The sequence below is a fragment of the Desertimonas flava genome, from assembly GCF_003426815.1.
GTDB classification, from domain to species: domain Bacteria; phylum Actinomycetota; class Acidimicrobiia; order Acidimicrobiales; family Ilumatobacteraceae; genus Desertimonas; species Desertimonas flava.
Genome location: NZ_QKYK01000020.1, coordinates 1 through 16,020, shown reverse-complemented (window position 1 = coordinate 16,020; position 16,020 = coordinate 1). Strand labels below are relative to the sequence as shown.

The window sequence follows — 16,020 nt, the reverse complement described above, 5'->3', positions numbered from 1 at the left end:
GGCCCGGTTGTACTCGCTGGTCCCTGCTCGATTCGAGCCGGGAGCCGTCAGAGGTCCACGATGCGCTCGAACACGAACTCGTGGCGCAGCACCGACACCTCGTGCTCGTGGCCGTTGACCGGTGGAGTGATCGGCGAGATCTGCAACAGGCGCCATCCGTCGACGAGCGCGGCGAGCCCGGTGGCATAGGGCGGCTCGTCGCTCTCACCGGTGGTGTGGGTGGTGCGACCGGTGCCGTCGTAGAACGTCCATGCGCAGACTTCGCTGTCGAGTGCCGAGCTGTCGAGGTAGAGGATCATCACCTGCTGGCGAAGGCCTGGGTCGGCGCTCACCGCGACACCGCCGTGGCCCGGAGGAATCCCTGGCCGCTGCCATGGCGACCGATGCGCAGGTCCGTCGCCTCCGACACGGTGGTCGGCACGATGTCGCGGCGGCTCCAGTAGTAGTCGAGATCGAACGTCTCGTCGCCGGTGAGGTGACGCCACAGTCGGGCCCGGTTCATCTGCTCGAGCCGGCTGTCGTTGCCCGACCACGGCGGCGTCCGCATCAGAGTCGCCTCGACGTCGGGGTGATCGATGTCGTCGGTGTTCCACAGGCGGAGCTGGCGCACCGTGGGATTGAGCCGCAGCTTGTACATCACCCGGCGCCGCTCGGACTCGTTGCGCCCGCCGCCGTGCCAGATGCCGTGGTGGAGGATGAGCACGGTGCCCGGCTCGCACGTCACGCGCTGCAGCCCGCGGACGTTCTGGTACCGGGCGACGTCCATGTGGCTGACGCGCCGGAAGTGGCTGCCGGGGACGAGGAGCGTGCCGCCGTCGAATCGGCCGACCGCCTCGGGAAAGTACATCAGCTGCACGTCGAAGGCGTCCGTGCGCGTGTCGAACACGGCGTCGGCGTGGAGGTGCTGGGCCGCCTCCTGCTGCGGCCGCCGCACGTGAACGAACTGGTGGTCACCGGCCGGCGCCGGCCCGACGAGGCTCTGGATCGCTCCGGCCAACGCAGGGAGCCGCAGCAGGTCGCCGATCGCCGTACCGGCTGGATGCGTGCGGTGCACCGCGGTGCCGTAGGCGAACTGGGGCAGACCGTCGCGGAACGCCGCCATCGCCCTGGTGTTGATCTCGGCCGGGACCACGCCGTCGAGGCGGAGGAAGCCCCACGCGACGAAGTGGGCCATTTCGACGGAGGTCAGCAGGTGCTTGCGGTCGACGAGATCGTCCATCGCCCGGAGACTAGGAAGAACGTCATCGTCTGTCGTGGTCGTCGTGTTGCAGGGAGTGGTTAATTTGTGCTCATGCCGGACATCCGCCCTCGCGTGGCCCTGCGCCTTGGCAGCCCGCCCGAGGTCGTGTCCCTGGGCCGTGGTGTCCACGGTCGAGACCGGGACCACGACCGCTTCCGGCTGCCCGAGCTGTGGTCGCTCCACCTGTACGACTACCGAGCCGACATGAGGGTCGAGGGGCACCGGTTCGAGATCCGTCCCGGCACGATGACCCTCGTCCCGCCCGACTCGTTGATCGACTACTTCTACGACGGACCGTCCAATCATTGGTACGTCCATCTCCGCGAGGCCGACGCCGACGGCGACGTCACCGAGCTGCCGATGTACGTGGATGTCGGCGGCGAGCAGGCGGCGATGCACGACCTGTTGCGGTCGGCCGTCGTGTCGGCGGCGGCGACCGGTCGGCCCGGCCCGCGGGCGCGGGCGGACGTGTGGACGGTGCTGCTGCGGCTCGGCGACGTGTGGTCCCGCCGGACCCGCGATTACGACGGCCGGCGGGAGGACCTGATCGTCGGGGCAGCCATGAGCTGGATGGAGGCGCACCTCGCCGAGCCGATCACCATCGCTCAGGTCGCCGCCGCGGTCGGTGTCTCGCGGAGCCATCTCGCCCGGCAGTTCCGCGCAGTCCGCGGCTCCACGGTGGTCGGCTACCTGCGGCAGCGCCGGGTCGAGCGGGCTCGGTTGCTCCTGGTGGGGACGACCTTGCCGATCGGCACGATCGCCGCGACGTGCGGCTTCGCCGACCTGCAGGCGCTCAACAAGACGTGCCGGGCCGTGCTCGGCGTGCCGCCGCGACGGATCCGCGCCGGCTCGTGAGCGTGATCAGCCGTCGGTCAGTTCGTGCTCGGAGCTGACCAGTTCCACCCAGGTCCGCCCCGGGGTGAGCAGGATCGGCTGCCCGTCGGCTTCGAGGGTGAACGGTGACGTCGCGGTCTCGCGGCGCCATGTCCCCTCCACGCGCCGACCGTCGAGATAGACGACCGCACGTCCGGAGCCCACGGTGTGTGCCTCCGGGCTGTCGTCGACGACGGTGTACTCCGTGACGAGGACGACGACGTTGTCGGTGCTCGCGCGCCCGTCGGCCAGGGCGTGCGGGTGGCCGAGCTGTGATCGGACGAACAGGCCCGCACCGGGATCCCAGTCCCACCGCACGTCGTAGGCGCCCACCCGCATCTCGGTGAACGACACCGGTGTGCCGGTCTCGGGCGAACCCGGGGCGGCGTAGCCGAAGATCGGCACGGCGTCTCCGGACGACGTGAGCTGCGGCCAGATCTGGCGCAGGTCGGCGAACAGGTTGTGGGGTTCCGTCAGATCGGGGCGTCGGACCAGCCCGGGCGCCCCCTCGCCGATCAGCTCGATCCCGGTCGTCAGGAGGGCCTGCTGGACCCTGTCGTTCGCGCCGCTCAGCACCATCGCCGGGTCGCCGAGGGCGAGCGCCAGATCGACGTCGGTGGTGCGGGCCGAGCGCACCGGGCCGACCTGACCGGCGTCGACCGAGTTGAAGACTGCGGCGAAGCGGGTCGCGCTGCCCTCGACGATCTCCTCGAACACCACATCGGCCTGATTGAGCCCGGCCTGCGGTTCGGAGTCGACGTTGTCGACCTTCACGACGATCGCCGGACGCGGGACCGCGACGCCGGTCAGTGGGAGACCGCCGAGCGGGGCCAGCGTGGTCGACGTGGTGGACGTGCTGCTGGTGGTGACGGACGCTGTGGGCGGAGCCGGGGGTGCTGCGCCGGTGTTGGCGCCGTCTCCGGTGCTCGCGGTCGTCGGTGGGGTCGTGGTGGCGTCCACCACCGTGGTCGAGGTGGACGTCGTCGTGGCTTCCGTCGTGGTGGTGGCGTTGGGGTCGAACCCGGTACCGGTGAGGGAGACCGAGAAGTCCTCGCCGTCGGATTGGCTCGTTGTCTCGCTGACGGTGAACGACGAGGTGTCGTTGAACGGGCCGGTCGCGCCGGGCGAGAAGGAGTAGGTGACCGAGCACGAGCCGCCGGCGGGGAGCGTCGTCGCCTGACAGTTCTGCGACGCGTTGAACTCGGCCGATGGTGGCGCCCCGCCGAACATGTTGATCGGACCGAACGGATCGCCGCCGGTGTTGGTGAGGGTGACCGACGCCGTCGCCGAGCTTCCGACGTCGACCTGCCCGAAGTCGATGGCGGTCGTGCTGATCGCGATGTCGGTGTCGACCGCGTCGGCGATGCCGGCACCGACGATCGTCGCCGCCGACGCAGCGGCAAGGGACAGAGCCGCACCGGCCCGGCGCATGCTCACTCGGCCTGATGAAGTAGTGGCCATGGCGCAGCGTCGCCCCGGCCGGCGCCGTCGTCAACGGAATTGGTGTGCCGAGTGGCGATCAGGTGGGCGTCAACCAGTCGACCGTCACCGCTGCCGTCCACGACTGATCGCGGCTCCCGAGGGCAGCCCCGGTGAACGGGTGGTAGTACTCGGCGAACGATCCGTCGGCGAGGTAGGAGAGCCCGCCCGCGCGCAGCTGCGCGGCGGCGTCGGTGTGGCCATGGCGATCGAGCGCCCACCAGAACAGCCACGAGACGACCGGCCAGACGGGCCCCCGCCAATAGCGGGTGGGCTCGAACGCCGGCGACGCCGGGCTGGTGGACGGAGGACCCACGGCGAACAACGCCGGGTGGCCGCAGCAGTCGTCGCCGAGGAACCGATCGACGAGTTGCGTCTCGGTCTCGGATGAGCCCGTGCCGCACAGCAATGCGGCGAACCGGGCGGGCGACGCCGCAACGAGGTGATGTCCGGTGCGCTCGTCGACGTCCGCGGAGTCGCCCGTCGCCGGATCGGTGGCGGCCCCGACCGCAGCGCGCAGTGACGCGGCCTGCGCCGTCAGCCAGTCGACGTCGGCGGCCGGGGCGTCGATCAGCGTCCCAGCGGCGGCGAGGGCTTCGCTCGCCGCCGCGAGCACGGCCGTCATGAAGACGTCGCCCACCCGGAAGCTCACCGATGCCATCACCTCGGCGTCGTCGTACCGGGCCGCCTTGAGCTCCTCGATGAGCCAGAGGTAGCGGTCGTAGTCCTCGTTCGACGGACGTTCGCCGGCCTCGGCGACGTGGTCACGGTCGACTCGCCGGTAGGCGGGGAGCGAGCCGGGTACCTTCACCCGGGAGTAGGGCTCGTCGAACCGTGGCGAGTTGTCCATGCCGGACTCCCACCCGTGCACGATCGTGACGAGCCCGGTGATGGGGGACCGGCGGGCCGTCGCCAGCCAGCGGTGCCAAGCCATCAACGGTGGCCACATGCGGCCGACACGGTCCCGCACGGCAGCCCGCTCGCCGCCAGGTGTGCGGAGGATCCGCTCGATGGCGATGCCGTGGATCGGCGGCTGGGTGACTCCCGATGTGGCCGGAACTCCGGGCGCGGCGTCCGTCAGGTCGGCACAGGCCCATCGAGCGGCGTCGGGGAAGTAGTCGCCGGACTCTGCGCTGTACACGATGTGCGGGATCATGCCGGTGCGCCACTGGCCGGTCAGGAGATGTTCGAGCTCGGTGCACGCCCGCTCCGGGGACAGGTGCGCCAGGCCGATCGCCACGAACGCCGCGTCCCAGCTCCACTGGTGCGGGTACAACCGGGGCGCGGCGACCGTGGCCGATCCCCGATCGTTGGCGCGCAGCACGGCGGCCGCTCCGTCTCGGAGATCGGGGAGCGCGCGGCGCGCGCCTGCGCCTACAACCACTTCGCCTTGCGGAAACGGCGGTAGAGCCAGATCGACACGAGGAGCGTGACGGCGCAGACGCTCACGAACCCCAACACGTGATCGTGGCCGGGGATGCCGCCGAGGTTCATGCCGAAGAGGCCGGCGACCACGGTGGGGATCACGCCGATGGCCACCCAGGCCGAGATGCGCCTGGTGTCCTCGTTCTGCTTCATCGCCGCTTGCGTCATGCTGGCCTGGAGCGCGTTGTTGAGGAGCTGGTGGGCGGTGCGCCCGCGCTCGACGACCGCCGACAAGGCTTCGTCCACGTCGCGGAACAACGGCACGATCTCCGGGTCGACCCATGGAAGGCACTCGGGTCCGGTGAGGCGCTTCATCGACGAGGACAGCGGTTCGAGGGCGATGAGGAAGTCGAGCACCTCGCGGATCAAGAAGTAGATGCGCCGCGTCGGCTGACCGCGGGACTCGCTGAAGACGTCGCGCTCCACCTCGCGCACGTCGTTCTCGAGCCCGTCCATCACCGGGCCGTAGGACTCGACGACGTGGAGGAGGGCGGCCTGGAGGACGGCGCCGGGCCCGTGCCGCATGATGTCCGGCGTCCGTTCGAGGTCGGTGCGCACGCCCTGCAGCGGGGCGGCCTGGCCGTACCGCACGGTGACGATGTAGTCCTGGCCGGCGTAGAGGAAGAGATTGCCGAACTCCACCTCTTCCCGAGTGTCGACGTAGCGCGCGGTCGGCACGACGGTGAGCAGGCAGCTGTCGTGCCGTTCGACCTTGGGCCGGTCGTGCTTGTGCCGCGCGTCGGCGATCGCCAGCTCGGGGATGTCGAAGGCCTTGGCGACGTCACTGAGCTCGTCGTCGGTGGGCATGCGGAGACCGAGCCAGGCGAACCCGGACCGGCTGCCGCCCTTGTGGCGCTCGGCGGCGAGATCGTCGATGGAATCCGTGTCGAGCGTGCGCTCGCCGCTGACGTACCAGGCGCCGTCGATGATCACCCGCCCATCGTGACATGCGGCAGTCGCCCCGGAGCGGCTGTGACGTTTGACTTTAGTGACCCCTCGCAACATATTGTTGCCTCGACGGCGGCACGAGACAGTCAGGACAGGGGGCAGCAGGTTGGCACACGCGCACGAATCGAGTTCGGCAAGCACTGGGCACCAGTACGAACGCAACGCCGCCGTGATGGCGATCGATCGCTTCCGGCGCTCCGGTCCCAATCCGGCGTTCGCCGTCCTCGGCGGTCCGACGACCACGTACGCCGACTTCGGTGACCGGGTGTCGGTGGCCGCAGCCGCCCTCGCCGCGGCGGGCATCGGCGCCGGCGACCGAGTGGCGTTCGCCGCCGGCAACACCCCCGACATCGTGGACTACCTCGTCGCCACGCTCGCCCTCGGCGCCGTCTTCGTTCCCCTCAACACCCGACTGAGCGCGGCCGAGCTCCAGTTCATCGTGACCGACGCGCAGTGCGCGGCCACCGTGGCGGACGCCGACCTCGCCCGCCACCTCGCCCCGGTGCAGGACGACCTCGGCTCGCGGCTGCTCGGTTGCGGAGACGCACCGTTGCCCGGCGGATGGACGCGCGACCGCGAACTCGTCGACGGTTCCGTGCCGCTCCTCCGTCGCGCCGCCGACACCGATCCCGACGACCTGGCGATCCTCATGTACACGTCGGGCACGACCGGCAACCCCAAGGGCGTGATGATCAGCCACGCCAACCTGCTCGCATCGGTGCGCAACCTGATGCTGATCGTCACGTTCGGCAACGACTCGGCGATGTTGGCGATGACGCCGATCTTCCACGTCGCCGCCCTCGCCCTCGTGCTGTGCACAGTGGCCACCGGCGGTCGTGTCGTGATCATGCCGTCGTTCAGCCCGCCCCGGTTCTTCGACGCCCTCGACGAGCACCCGATCACCTTCACGTTCGGTGTGCCGGCGATGCTCCAGCTGATCGCCGCCGAGGACCGCTTCGCCGACAGCGACCTCTCTCGCGTGCTGCTCATGTGCGCCGGCGCACCGGTTCCGCCGGCCTTGCTCGATCGCTACCTCTCGCAAGGCGCCAAGATCACGCAGGGCTACGGGCTCACCGAGTCGACCGGCACGGTCAGCCTGCTCGAGCCGTCGATGGCGAGGGCCAAGCTCGGCTCGGCCGGTCTGCCCTTCCCGACCACCGCCGTCCAGCTGCGCGACGAACAGGGCCGGGTGATCGACACTCCCGGTGTCGACGGCGAGATCTGGGCCAAGGGAGCGAGCATGTCCCGCGGCTACTGGAGCCGGCCGGCCGAAACCGCCGAACTGCTCGACGCTGACGGATGGCTGCGAACCGGCGATGCCGCCCGGATGGACGACGAGGGGTACCTCTACATCACCGACCGCGTGAAGGACATGATCATCAGCGGTGGCGAGAACGTCTATCCCGCCGAGGTCGAGAAGGTCCTCGTGACGCACCCGTCGATCGCCGAGGTTGCCGTCATCGGCACGCCCGACGAACGGTGGGGCGAGACGGTCTGTGCGGTCACCGTGTTGGTTCCCGGCGCCACACTCGACCTCGACGACCTCCAGGCCCACGCCCGCCAGCAGCTCGGCGGGTACAAGGTGCCGCGTCGTCTCCACGTCGTGAGCGAGCTCCCACGCAACGCCTCCGGCAAGGTCCTCAAGCGCGCCCTCCGCGCCGATCTGGCCGACTGATCATCACCCGCCCGACACCGACCATCTCCACACCACCACACCTCACCACCACACCTCACCACCACACCTCGCCACACCACCAGATCACGGGGGAACCATGAACCGAACCATCACACTGCGGACAACTGCGGCCCTCGCCGCATCCGTCGTCGCCCTGGGCGTCGGCGGTGGACTCACCGACGCCTCGACGGGCACGGACACCGCCGACAGCACTACGGCCGGCGAGGAGTCGTCGATCCCGACCGAGACGGGACCGGCCGACGAGTCGCTCGAGCCCGTCGTCATCGGCATGATCAACATGGATGAAGGCACGCCGTCGTACCCCCTCGTGTCGGCGGGGGCCGACGCCGCCGCGGAGTACGTGAACGCCAAGCTCGGTGGCATCCAGGGTCGTCCGGTCGAGGTGCGTCACTGCAACGTCGGGGTCGACCAGGCGAGCAACCAGGAGTGCGCCCAGGAGTTCGCCAACGACGACTCGGTCAGCGCCGTGATCAACGGCTACGTGTTCAGCTCGTCGTTCGGCCTGCCGATCCTCGAGGCCTCGGGCGTGCCCGTGCTGCTGCAGACGCCGCTCACCCCGGCCGACTTCAACGCCGCCAACGCCTACGCCTACCAGGGCGGCAACGCCGGGGGTGGCGCCGGCACGGCGACCTACGCGGCCCGCTTCCTCGGGGCCGAGAAGATCGTCATCTTCGGCGCCGATGACGACGCCCTGCGGGCCGCCGTCGCCCAGATCGAGGCCCTGCCGGCCACAGAGGGTGTGGAGATCCTCGTCAGCCACATCTCCAACACGGCAGCCGACGTCACCGCCGACGTGCAGGCGTCGGAAGCGGCCGATGCCGACGCGATCCTCGCCCTCGTCAACGCACCGCAGTGTCTGCAGATCGCCCAGACCGTTCGGGACCTCGGCATCGAGACGCCGATCGTCAGCACGACGGTGTGCGCCGTGCCGGCGACCCTGCGCGAGAACCCCGCGGTGTTCGACGGCTGGAACATCGTCGGCAGCGGGCTCCCGCCGATGCTTCCCGAAGGGGTCTCGGCCGAGCTCGACTTCTTCCGCGAGGTGTACCCGCAGTACGGCGGGTCCGAGGAGGAGCTCTCGTCGTTCCACGCCCTCGGCGGGTTCGCCGCCCTGCTCGCCCTGTGGGACATCGGCAACGCCATTCCCGACACGATGACCCGCGAGGACTGGAGCGCGGGGATGGCCGCCTTCGACGGCCCGTACTTCGGTGGCGTCTCCAGCGTGTCGTGCCCCGGCGAGTACTACCCCGCCGTCTGCGCCAACGACGTCCGGGCCTTCCAGCTCGACGATCAGGGCCAGATGACGCAGGTCGAGGACTGGTTCGACCCGCTCGGCTGACCGCCGGACGTGATGGAGATTCCGGATGAACGAGTACCTCCTGTTCCTGGTCCTGGGCATCGGGACGGGTGCCCTGTACGCCGCCCTCGCCCAGGGCGTCCTCGTCGCCTACCGCGGCTCGGGGGTGGTCAACCTGGCCCAGGGCGCCGTGGCCATGTACGGCGCGTACACGTACTACGAGCTCCATCGCGCCGGCCGGCTGTTCCTGCCTCCGATCCCGAACCCGCTGTCACTCCTCGAGGGGGTGACGGCGTGGTTCGGGGCCGACCTGTCCCTTCCCGACATCCCGACCTTCGTCGGGATCGGGGGTGGCTCGATGCCCGTCGTCCCCGCCCTCGTCCTGTCCCTCGCCGTTGCCGCGGCCCTCGGCTACGCCATGCACGCCCTCGTCTACCGCCCGTTGCGCACGGCGCCGCCGCTCGCCAAGACGGTCGCCGGCGTCGGCGTCATCATCGTGCTCCAGTCGACGATCGGGCTGCGGTTCGGTTCCGACGCCCGGTCGGCCGAGTCGATCCTGCCCGACCAGCCCATCCACATGCTCGGCGGCATCGTCAAGGCCGACCGCCTGTGGTTGGCGGTGATCGTGGTGGCCGCCGGCATCGGGCTCTGGGCCCTGTTCCGTTTCACGGTGTTCGGCCTCGCCGCGCGGGCAGCCGCCGGCAACGAGAAGGGCGCCGTGCTGCTCGGCTACTCGCCCGACCGTCTGGCCGCCCGCAGCTGGGTGTTGTCGTCGGTGCTGTCGGCGGCCGTCGGGATCCTCGCCGCCCCGTTCGTCACGCTGTCGCCGACCACGCTGACGCTGCTCGTCATCCCGGCGATCGGCGCCGTGCTGCTGGCCCGCTTCGAGTCGGTCGCCGTCGCCACGATCGCCGCCATCGCCCTCGGCATGGTCGACCAGCTGCTGATCCTCCTGCTGCGCAAACCGCAGTTCGGGTGGCTGCCGAGCAACGGCAGCCGCGAGCTGTTGCCGCTGCTCGTCATCGTCGCCGCTCTCTTCGCCCGCGGCCGTTCCCTCCCGGTCCGCGGGTCCACCGAGATCGAGCGGCTGCCCCGGGCCCCCGAGACCCGACGGCCGGTTCGGCTGGTGGCCGTGCTCGCCGTCGTGTTCGTCGTGGGTCAGTTGACGCTCGGCTACGAGTGGCGCCAGGCGCTCACGGTGTCGGCCATCGGCACGGTCATCGCCCTGTCGCTCGTGGTCGTCACCGGCCTCGTCGGCCAGATCTCGCTCTGCCAGATGGCCGTCGCCGGCTGTGGCGCGTTCTTCCTCACCCGCTCGGCGGGTGACTGGGGGATCCCGTTTCCCCTCGCTCCCATCCTCGCCGCCGGCGTGGCCACCGTGATCGGTCTCGTCGTGGCCGTCCCCGCCGTGCGCATCCGCGGCGTCAATCTGGCGCTCGTCACCCTGAGCTTCGCCTACGCCGTCGACCAGCTGGTCTTCAACAACGACGATCTCGTCGGCAGTTCGGCCGACGCCGTGCCGGCGCCCTCCCCGAGCTTGTTGGGCTACAAGTTCGGGCCCCTCGACCAGCTCGACGACCGGGGGGTCCCGAGTGTCCCGTTCGGCATCTTCGCCGGCGTCGTGATGATCGTGGCCGTCGTCGCCGTGGTCAACCTCCGGCGCAGCAACGTCGGCCGGTCGATGCTCGCCGTGCGGGCCAACGAGCGGGCGGCGGCATCGGTGGGCATCGATCACGTGCGCACCAAGTTGCTGGCGTTCGCCCTCGCCTCGTTCCTCGCCGGCATCGCCGGCAGCCTGCTCGCCTATCAGAACTCGGGCCGTGTCGAGCCGACGACGTTCGCCGTGATGACCTCGCTGTCGGCCCTGGCCATCGCCTATCTCGGCGGCATCTCCTCGGTGGGTGGTGCCATCACGGCCGGCGTGCTGGTGGCGGGCGGGCTCTCGAGCACGGTGCTCGACAAGGTGATGCACATGGGGGAGACGGAGCAACTGGCCACCGGCGCCCTGCTCATCGTCACGGCGATCGCCAATCCCGAGGGGATCGCCGCGGCGCTGCGGCACACCGGCGGTGTGATCCGACACCTCGCCGGACGCCGGCGAACGCCCGCCCCCGTCGTGGAGGCAACGGCGTGAGCGAGGAACGAGCGAACGCCATCCGTTCGAGCGAGCGCCAGCGAGCCGGACGGGGATGGGGCGCGAGCGCAGCGAGCGGGGGCGCAGCCCCGGAGGTAACGGCGTGAGCGAGGAACGAGCGAACGGCGTCCGTTCGAGCGAGCGCCAGCGAGCCGGACGGGGATGGGGCGCGAGCGCAGCGAGCGGGGGCGCAGCCCCCGGAGGCAGCGGCGTGAGCGAGGAACGAGCGAACGGCGCCCTGCTGGAGGCTCGCGGCGTCACCGTGCGGTTCGGCGGCGTCACCGCCAACGATGCCGTCGACGTGTCGATCGCCGAGGGTGAGCTCGTCGGGGTCATCGGTCCCAACGGTGCGGGCAAGACCACGTTCATCGACGCCATCACCGGATTCGTCCCGTCGACCGGCGAGGTGCGTCTCGGCGACACCGACCTGTCGTCCCTGCCCGCCGTCGCCAGGGCGCGGGCCGGGTTGATCCGCACCTGGCAGTCCGTCGAACTGTTCGACGATCTCGACGTGGTCGACAACCTGGCCGTCGCCGATCGTCGCCCCCGCCGCTTCGACGTCCTGCGCGGGCTCGTCGGCCTCGGTCGCAACCGCGATCGCGAGCGCATCGGCGCCGTCCTCGACCGGGTCGGGCTGGCCGACACGGCCGATCTCTTCCCCGACCAGCTGTCGCACGGCCAGCGCAAGCTCGTCGGCGTCGCCCGGGCCCTGATCACCGACCCCGCCGTCCTCTGCCTCGACGAGCCGGCGGCCGGACTGGACGAGCAGGAGAGTGCCGCCCTGGGCCATCGCCTGCGGGCGTTGGTCGAGGCGGGGTCGACGATGCTGCTCGTCGATCACGACATGCGCCTGGTCCTTGGCGTCTGCGACCGCATCTACGTCATGGACACCGGTCGGGTGATCGCTGCTGGGACGCCCGGCGAGATCCGCAACGATTCCGCGGTGCTCGCCGCCTATCTCGGCGACGGCCGGGCCGACGAAACGGGGGACGCACCATGACCCTCCTGGAGACCACCGGTCTCACCCTCGGCTACCACGGCCAGGCCGTCGTGCGTGGCCTCCACCTCTCCGTCGACGAGGGGGAGATCGTCGCCCTGCTCGGCGCCAACGGCGCGGGCAAGACCACCACGCTGCTCGGACTGTCCGGTCTCGTCGCCGCGATGAGCGGCGACGTCCTCCTCGACGGTCGCTCGCTCGCGTCGGTCGCTCCCGACGAGCGGGTGCGGCGCGGCCTCGCCCACGTCCCCGAGGACCGGGCGCTGTTCGCCGATCTGACGGTGCTCGAGAACCTCCAGCTCGGTCAGCACAGCCGCCGACGCAGCGTGGACGACGCTCTCGATCGGTGTCCCGAGCTGCGCCCCCTTCTGTCGCGTCGCGCCGGTCTGTTGTCGGGCGGCGAGCAGCAGATGCTCGCCATGGCCAGAGCCCTCGCCGGTAAGCCACGGTTGCTCCTCGTCGACGAGATGAGCCTCGGGCTGGCGCCACTGATCGTCCAGCGACTCCTCGACATGCTCGACGAGCTCGCCCACGCCTCCGGCTGCGCGGTGCTGCTCGTCGAGCAGCACGTGCAGCAGGCGCTCGCCGTCGCCGACCGCGGCTACGTCCTCAACCGCGGCGAGATCGCCCTCCACGGCACGGTGCCCGTGCTTCGCGAGCGGTCGGCCCAGCTCGAGGCGACCTACCTCGGCGAATCGGTGGGAGGGCACTGAGGTGCCATCCGCCGCTGGTGACGGCATCCAGATCGGGCTGGTCGTCCCCCAGCAGGAGATCGGGAACGATCCGGCACTGATCGCCCACTGGGCGCGGGCCGCCCAAGCCTCGGGCTTCGCCTACCTCGACATCTTCGACCACGTCCTCGGCGCGGACGTGAGCGAGCGGCCGGGCTGGACGGGCGTCTACACGCGCCACCACGCCTTCCACGAACCGTTCGTACTGCTGGCGTTCCTCGCCGGACAGGTGGACCTCGAGCTCGCCACCGGCGTGCTCGTGCTCCCGCAGCGGCAGACGGCGCTCGTCGCCAAGCAGGCCACCACCCTCGACGTGATCTCGCGTGGGCGCTTGCGGCTCGGCGTCGGCATCGGATGGAACCACGTCGAGTACGAGGCGCTGGGATCCACGTTCGACGACCGCGCGGCGCGCTACGACGAGCAGATCGAACTGCTCCGCCGCCTCTGGGCCGAACCGGTCGTCACGTTCGACGGTGCGTACCACCGAGTCGACGGCGCCGGGATCGAGCCGCGGCCGGCCCGCGGCTCGATATCGCTCTGGCTGGGCGGGGGGACGGCGCCGGCGGTGCTCCGGCGCGTCGGGCGTCTCGGCGACGGGTGGATCGTGCACGATCCACACCCGGGCCAGGCGGTGACCAACGCCTGGAAGGTGATCACCACAGCCGCCGAGGCCGCCGACCGCGACCCCGCGTCGATCGGCCTCCAGGGCCGGATCGACATCCACGGACCGCTCGATCCCGACCGCCTGGTCCGCTCGCTCGACCGGTGGCGAGACGTCGGCGCCACCCACGTGTCGCTGCACGCCACACATCAAGGCGATGCTCGCGCCCACATCGATCTGATCCCGACGCTCGCCGAACTTGCCGGCCTGCAACCGTCCCCGCCGTCCCCGCCCGCCGTAGGAGCCCTCTGATGACGTCCGCCGACCCCGCCTCCAGCCCATCCGCCACGCCGCTGATCCACCCGTTCGTGGCCCTGATGAAGCGCTACGCGATCGACTACACCAACGCCCACGACCAGTCGATCTACCCCGAACTGTTCGTCGACGACTACACCGTGAACATCGGTGGCGTCGCCCTGGTGCGGGACGAGAGCTACGGACCGGCGGTGCGCTGGCTGTACGACAGGGCGCCGGGGCTCGGGCTCCTCGTGCACGAGCTCGTCCTCAACGGCGACCGACTGTGCATGCGGTTCAGCGAGCACGCGTCGATGCCGCTGCCCGGTGGTGGGCGGGCGCTGTCGTGCTGGCGGGGCATCGGTATGTATGCCTGGAACGGCGAGCGGCTGGTGTCCAACTGGGTCGAGCAGGACTTCCTCAGTCGTCGCCGCCAGCTCGAGACCGGTGAGCCCGACGCCCTCGAGCCCCCGCACCTCGATCCGTGGGTCACCACGGTTCCCGTGCCGCCCGATGCCGCCGCAGAGGCGACCGCCCGTGCCGCCGTCACCGACGACCGGCTGCACGAGGCGACCGCCGCCCACATCGACGACCGGGTTGGCGACGCCGGCCCGCTCGTCGTGGAGCCCGACGACGTGACGATCAACGACTCGTTCTCGGCCGGACGGCGGGTTGCGGTCCACGCCACCGTCCGCGGGTCGTACCGTGGGGGAGTGCTCGGCGTCGCGGATCAGGCCATCGGTCGCAAGGCGTCTCTCCAGGTGGTCGCCCTCGTCGACGTCGACGCCGACGGGTCCCTCCGTGAGGTCCGGGCCGTCACCGATCGCGAAGGGGTGCGGGCCCAGCTTCGTGCCGCCGACTGACCTGCCCACCGACCTGCCCAGCGACCTGCCGACGGAGGTCCGTGCCGATCTGCGCCGCAAGGGCGCGGCGACCCGGGAGCGCATCCTCGGCGCGGCCTCGCGCCTGTTCGCCGTGCAGGGCTTCGACGCGACCAGCGTGGAGGCGATCGCCGAGGCGGCCGACATCACCGTGCCGGGCATGTACCGGCACTTCGCCACCAAGCACGTGCTGCTACTCCGGGTCGCCCGCTGGGCGACCCGTACGTCGCAGGCCCGCCAGGCCTTGGTCGGTGGCGCCGACCACGCCGCCGGACTCGCCGATCTCTTCGCCGAGTATCTCGCCCCCGGCGAGCTGGAACGGCGCCGCCTGTCGATCGAACTGAGCCGCGCCGCCCTGCAGAACCACGAGTTGCGCGACGCCGTCGGCGAGTTCAACGCCCTGCTGCGGGACAGCCTCACCGAGATGTTCACGGCTGGGGACGCCGGTCGAGATCCGGCCGAGGCGGCCCTGCTCGCCCACCTCTTCCTCGTCCTGCTGATGGGGGCGATCCATCTCGACACCCTCGACGCCGAACGCATCGGCGACCCCGCCCTGATCGAGTTCCTGCAGCAGCGGTTCCGCGCGATCCTCGCCGACCCCGGTTCGGTGCCGGCGCGCCGACCGCGTGTCGCCTCGGCGATCGCCGACGCCGTGACCGAACCCGAACCGACCGACGGTCGTCGGGCGCGCACCGTGCGGACGCGCCGCAGGATCCTCGATTCGGCCGAGGAGCTGTTCGCCCTGCGCGGCTACGACGGCACGACCACCGAGGCGATCGCGTCGAGGGCCGAGATCACCGTCCCCGGCCTCTACCGGCACGTCACCACCAAGGAGGCACTCCTCGTCGAGGTGGCGAAGCGGGCACTGTCGCGCTACCGCCTCGCCGGTCGCTTCCGTGACGACATCGGCGTGGCCGATCAGATGGCCGACCTCATCGTGGCGTTCAGCACCCGCACCGACCGGGTCAGCCGCCGCCTGGCGATCGAGCTCGACTTCGGCGCGTGGCGCAGCGCCGGCATGGCCGACGACCTGCGTGCGTTCCACCGACGCGTCCGCCGCAACCTGTCGGTCGCCCTCGCCGCCGAACAGGGCACCGAGCCCGGGCCCGACCACGACCTCGCCGCCCTCGTGATGCTGATGCTCTTCATGGGCGTCGCCCACCTCGACACCGTCGACCCGTCGTTGCTCGACAACCGGGCCTGGGCCGACCTCCTCCGTCGCCGCGTGCCCCAGCTCGTCGGCTGACTCCCTCGGCGCCCGGCTGGCGCGTCCGTGACGGCGAAGTGCCGACGGAGCGCGCTCAGACCAGGCTGTTGCGGTTTGTGGTCGCTCGGGTGTGGGCGATCGTGGGCGCGGCGGTCGTGTTGGTGACTTGTGTCGGTCGTGGCTGGCGGTGTCCGGGGTGGGAGTCTTGCCGTGTCGT

General features: G+C 70.8%; 14 protein-coding genes. 9 read left to right on the top strand and 5 right to left on the bottom strand.

All coding sequences use genetic code 11. From position 1 onward, the window contains the following. Window positions 1-47: 47 nt before the first annotated feature. Both DN771_RS19645 and DN771_RS19640 read right to left on the bottom strand, forming a co-directional pair. Window positions 48-299, bottom strand: a complete 252-nt coding sequence (locus DN771_RS19645; RefSeq protein WP_116999263.1) for a hypothetical protein — start codon at window positions 297-299, stop codon at window positions 48-50. A gap of 29 nt (window positions 300-328) precedes the next feature. Then, complete coding sequence (locus DN771_RS19640; protein WP_116999262.1) at window positions 329-1,219, bottom strand: phytanoyl-CoA dioxygenase family protein; 891 nt, start codon at window positions 1,217-1,219, stop codon at window positions 329-331. A 72-nt stretch (window positions 1,220-1,291) separates the two neighbouring features. Between DN771_RS19640 and DN771_RS19635 the strand changes: the two genes are divergently transcribed. Next, window positions 1,292-2,095, top strand: coding sequence for an AraC family transcriptional regulator (locus DN771_RS19635; protein ID WP_162942164.1), 804 nt, complete (start codon window positions 1,292-1,294; stop codon window positions 2,093-2,095). A 6-nt stretch (window positions 2,096-2,101) separates the two neighbouring features. Here DN771_RS19635 and DN771_RS19630 read toward each other — a convergent pair whose 3' ends face one another. The 3 genes from DN771_RS19630 to DN771_RS19620 form a co-directional block, all read right to left on the bottom strand. Beyond that, entirely contained in the window at window positions 2,102-3,544 is a 1,443-nt protein-coding gene (locus DN771_RS19630) for a DUF3048 domain-containing protein (protein ID WP_162942163.1), read from the bottom strand. A gap of 88 nt (window positions 3,545-3,632) precedes the next feature. After that, window positions 3,633-4,976, bottom strand: coding sequence for a glucosylglycerate hydrolase (gene ggh / locus DN771_RS19625; protein WP_116999259.1), 1,344 nt, complete (start codon window positions 4,974-4,976; stop codon window positions 3,633-3,635). Continuing rightward, window positions 4,967-5,950, bottom strand: a complete 984-nt coding sequence (locus DN771_RS19620; protein ID WP_162942162.1) for a magnesium and cobalt transport protein CorA — start codon at window positions 5,948-5,950, stop codon at window positions 4,967-4,969. Before DN771_RS19620 ends, ggh begins: the two co-directional genes overlap by 10 nt. Before the next feature lie 187 nt (window positions 5,951-6,137). Between DN771_RS19620 and DN771_RS19615 the strand changes: the two genes are divergently transcribed. From DN771_RS19615 to DN771_RS19585, 8 genes are all read left to right on the top strand, one after another. Continuing rightward, complete coding sequence (locus DN771_RS19615; protein ID WP_116999258.1) at window positions 6,138-7,640, top strand: class I adenylate-forming enzyme family protein; 1,503 nt, start codon at window positions 6,138-6,140, stop codon at window positions 7,638-7,640. Between the two features lie 97 nt (window positions 7,641-7,737). Then, entirely contained in the window at window positions 7,738-9,000 is a 1,263-nt protein-coding gene (locus tag DN771_RS19610) for an ABC transporter substrate-binding protein (RefSeq protein WP_116999257.1), read from the top strand. Between the two features lie 25 nt (window positions 9,001-9,025). Beyond that, on the top strand, window positions 9,026-11,092 hold the full coding sequence (locus DN771_RS19605) for an ABC transporter permease (RefSeq protein WP_116999256.1): 2,067 nt from the start codon (window positions 9,026-9,028) through the stop codon (window positions 11,090-11,092). Window positions 11,093-11,303: 211 nt separating this feature from the next. After that, on the top strand, window positions 11,304-12,092 hold the full coding sequence (locus tag DN771_RS19600) for an ABC transporter ATP-binding protein (protein ID WP_205528670.1): 789 nt from the start codon (window positions 11,304-11,306) through the stop codon (window positions 12,090-12,092). After that, complete coding sequence (locus tag DN771_RS19595; RefSeq protein WP_116999254.1) at window positions 12,089-12,802, top strand: ABC transporter ATP-binding protein; 714 nt, start codon at window positions 12,089-12,091, stop codon at window positions 12,800-12,802. Before DN771_RS19600 ends, DN771_RS19595 begins: the two co-directional genes overlap by 4 nt. A gap of 1 nt (window position 12,803) precedes the next feature. After that, on the top strand, window positions 12,804-13,733 hold the full coding sequence (locus DN771_RS19590) for an LLM class F420-dependent oxidoreductase (protein WP_116999253.1): 930 nt from the start codon (window positions 12,804-12,806) through the stop codon (window positions 13,731-13,733). Then, entirely contained in the window at window positions 13,733-14,578 is an 846-nt protein-coding gene (locus DN771_RS29685) for an ester cyclase (protein WP_162942161.1), read from the top strand. The genes DN771_RS19590 and DN771_RS29685 overlap by 1 nt, the downstream gene beginning before the upstream one ends. Next, the gene (locus tag DN771_RS19585; protein WP_162942160.1) at window positions 14,565-15,842 is read left to right on the top strand and encodes a TetR/AcrR family transcriptional regulator; all 1,278 of its coding nucleotides are present in this window, start codon (window positions 14,565-14,567) and stop codon (window positions 15,840-15,842) included. Before DN771_RS29685 ends, DN771_RS19585 begins: the two co-directional genes overlap by 14 nt. The last annotated feature ends 178 nt before the right edge of the window (window positions 15,843-16,020 follow it).

Bases quoted from the DNA above. Each gene is read 5' to 3' on its own strand.
- DN771_RS19645 (WP_116999263.1), bottom strand. From the start codon at position 299: ATGATCCTCTACCTCGACAGCTCGGCACTCGACAGCGAAGTCTGCGCA.
- DN771_RS19640 (WP_116999262.1), bottom strand. From the start codon at position 1,219: ATGGACGATCTCGTCGACCGCAAGCACCTGCTGACCTCCGTCGAAATG.
- DN771_RS19635 (WP_162942164.1), top strand. From the start codon at position 1,292: ATGCCGGACATCCGCCCTCGCGTGGCCCTGCGCCTTGGCAGCCCGCCC.
- DN771_RS19630 (WP_162942163.1), bottom strand. From the start codon at position 3,544: ATGCGCCGGGCCGGTGCGGCTCTGTCCCTTGCCGCTGCGTCGGCGGCG.
- DN771_RS19615 (WP_116999258.1), top strand. From the start codon at position 6,138: ATGGCGATCGATCGCTTCCGGCGCTCCGGTCCCAATCCGGCGTTCGCC.
- DN771_RS19610 (WP_116999257.1), top strand. From the start codon at position 7,738: ATGAACCGAACCATCACACTGCGGACAACTGCGGCCCTCGCCGCATCC.
- DN771_RS19605 (WP_116999256.1), top strand. From the start codon at position 9,026: ATGAACGAGTACCTCCTGTTCCTGGTCCTGGGCATCGGGACGGGTGCC.
- DN771_RS19595 (WP_116999254.1), top strand. From the start codon at position 12,089: ATGACCCTCCTGGAGACCACCGGTCTCACCCTCGGCTACCACGGCCAG.
- DN771_RS29685 (WP_162942161.1), top strand. From the start codon at position 13,733: ATGACGTCCGCCGACCCCGCCTCCAGCCCATCCGCCACGCCGCTGATC.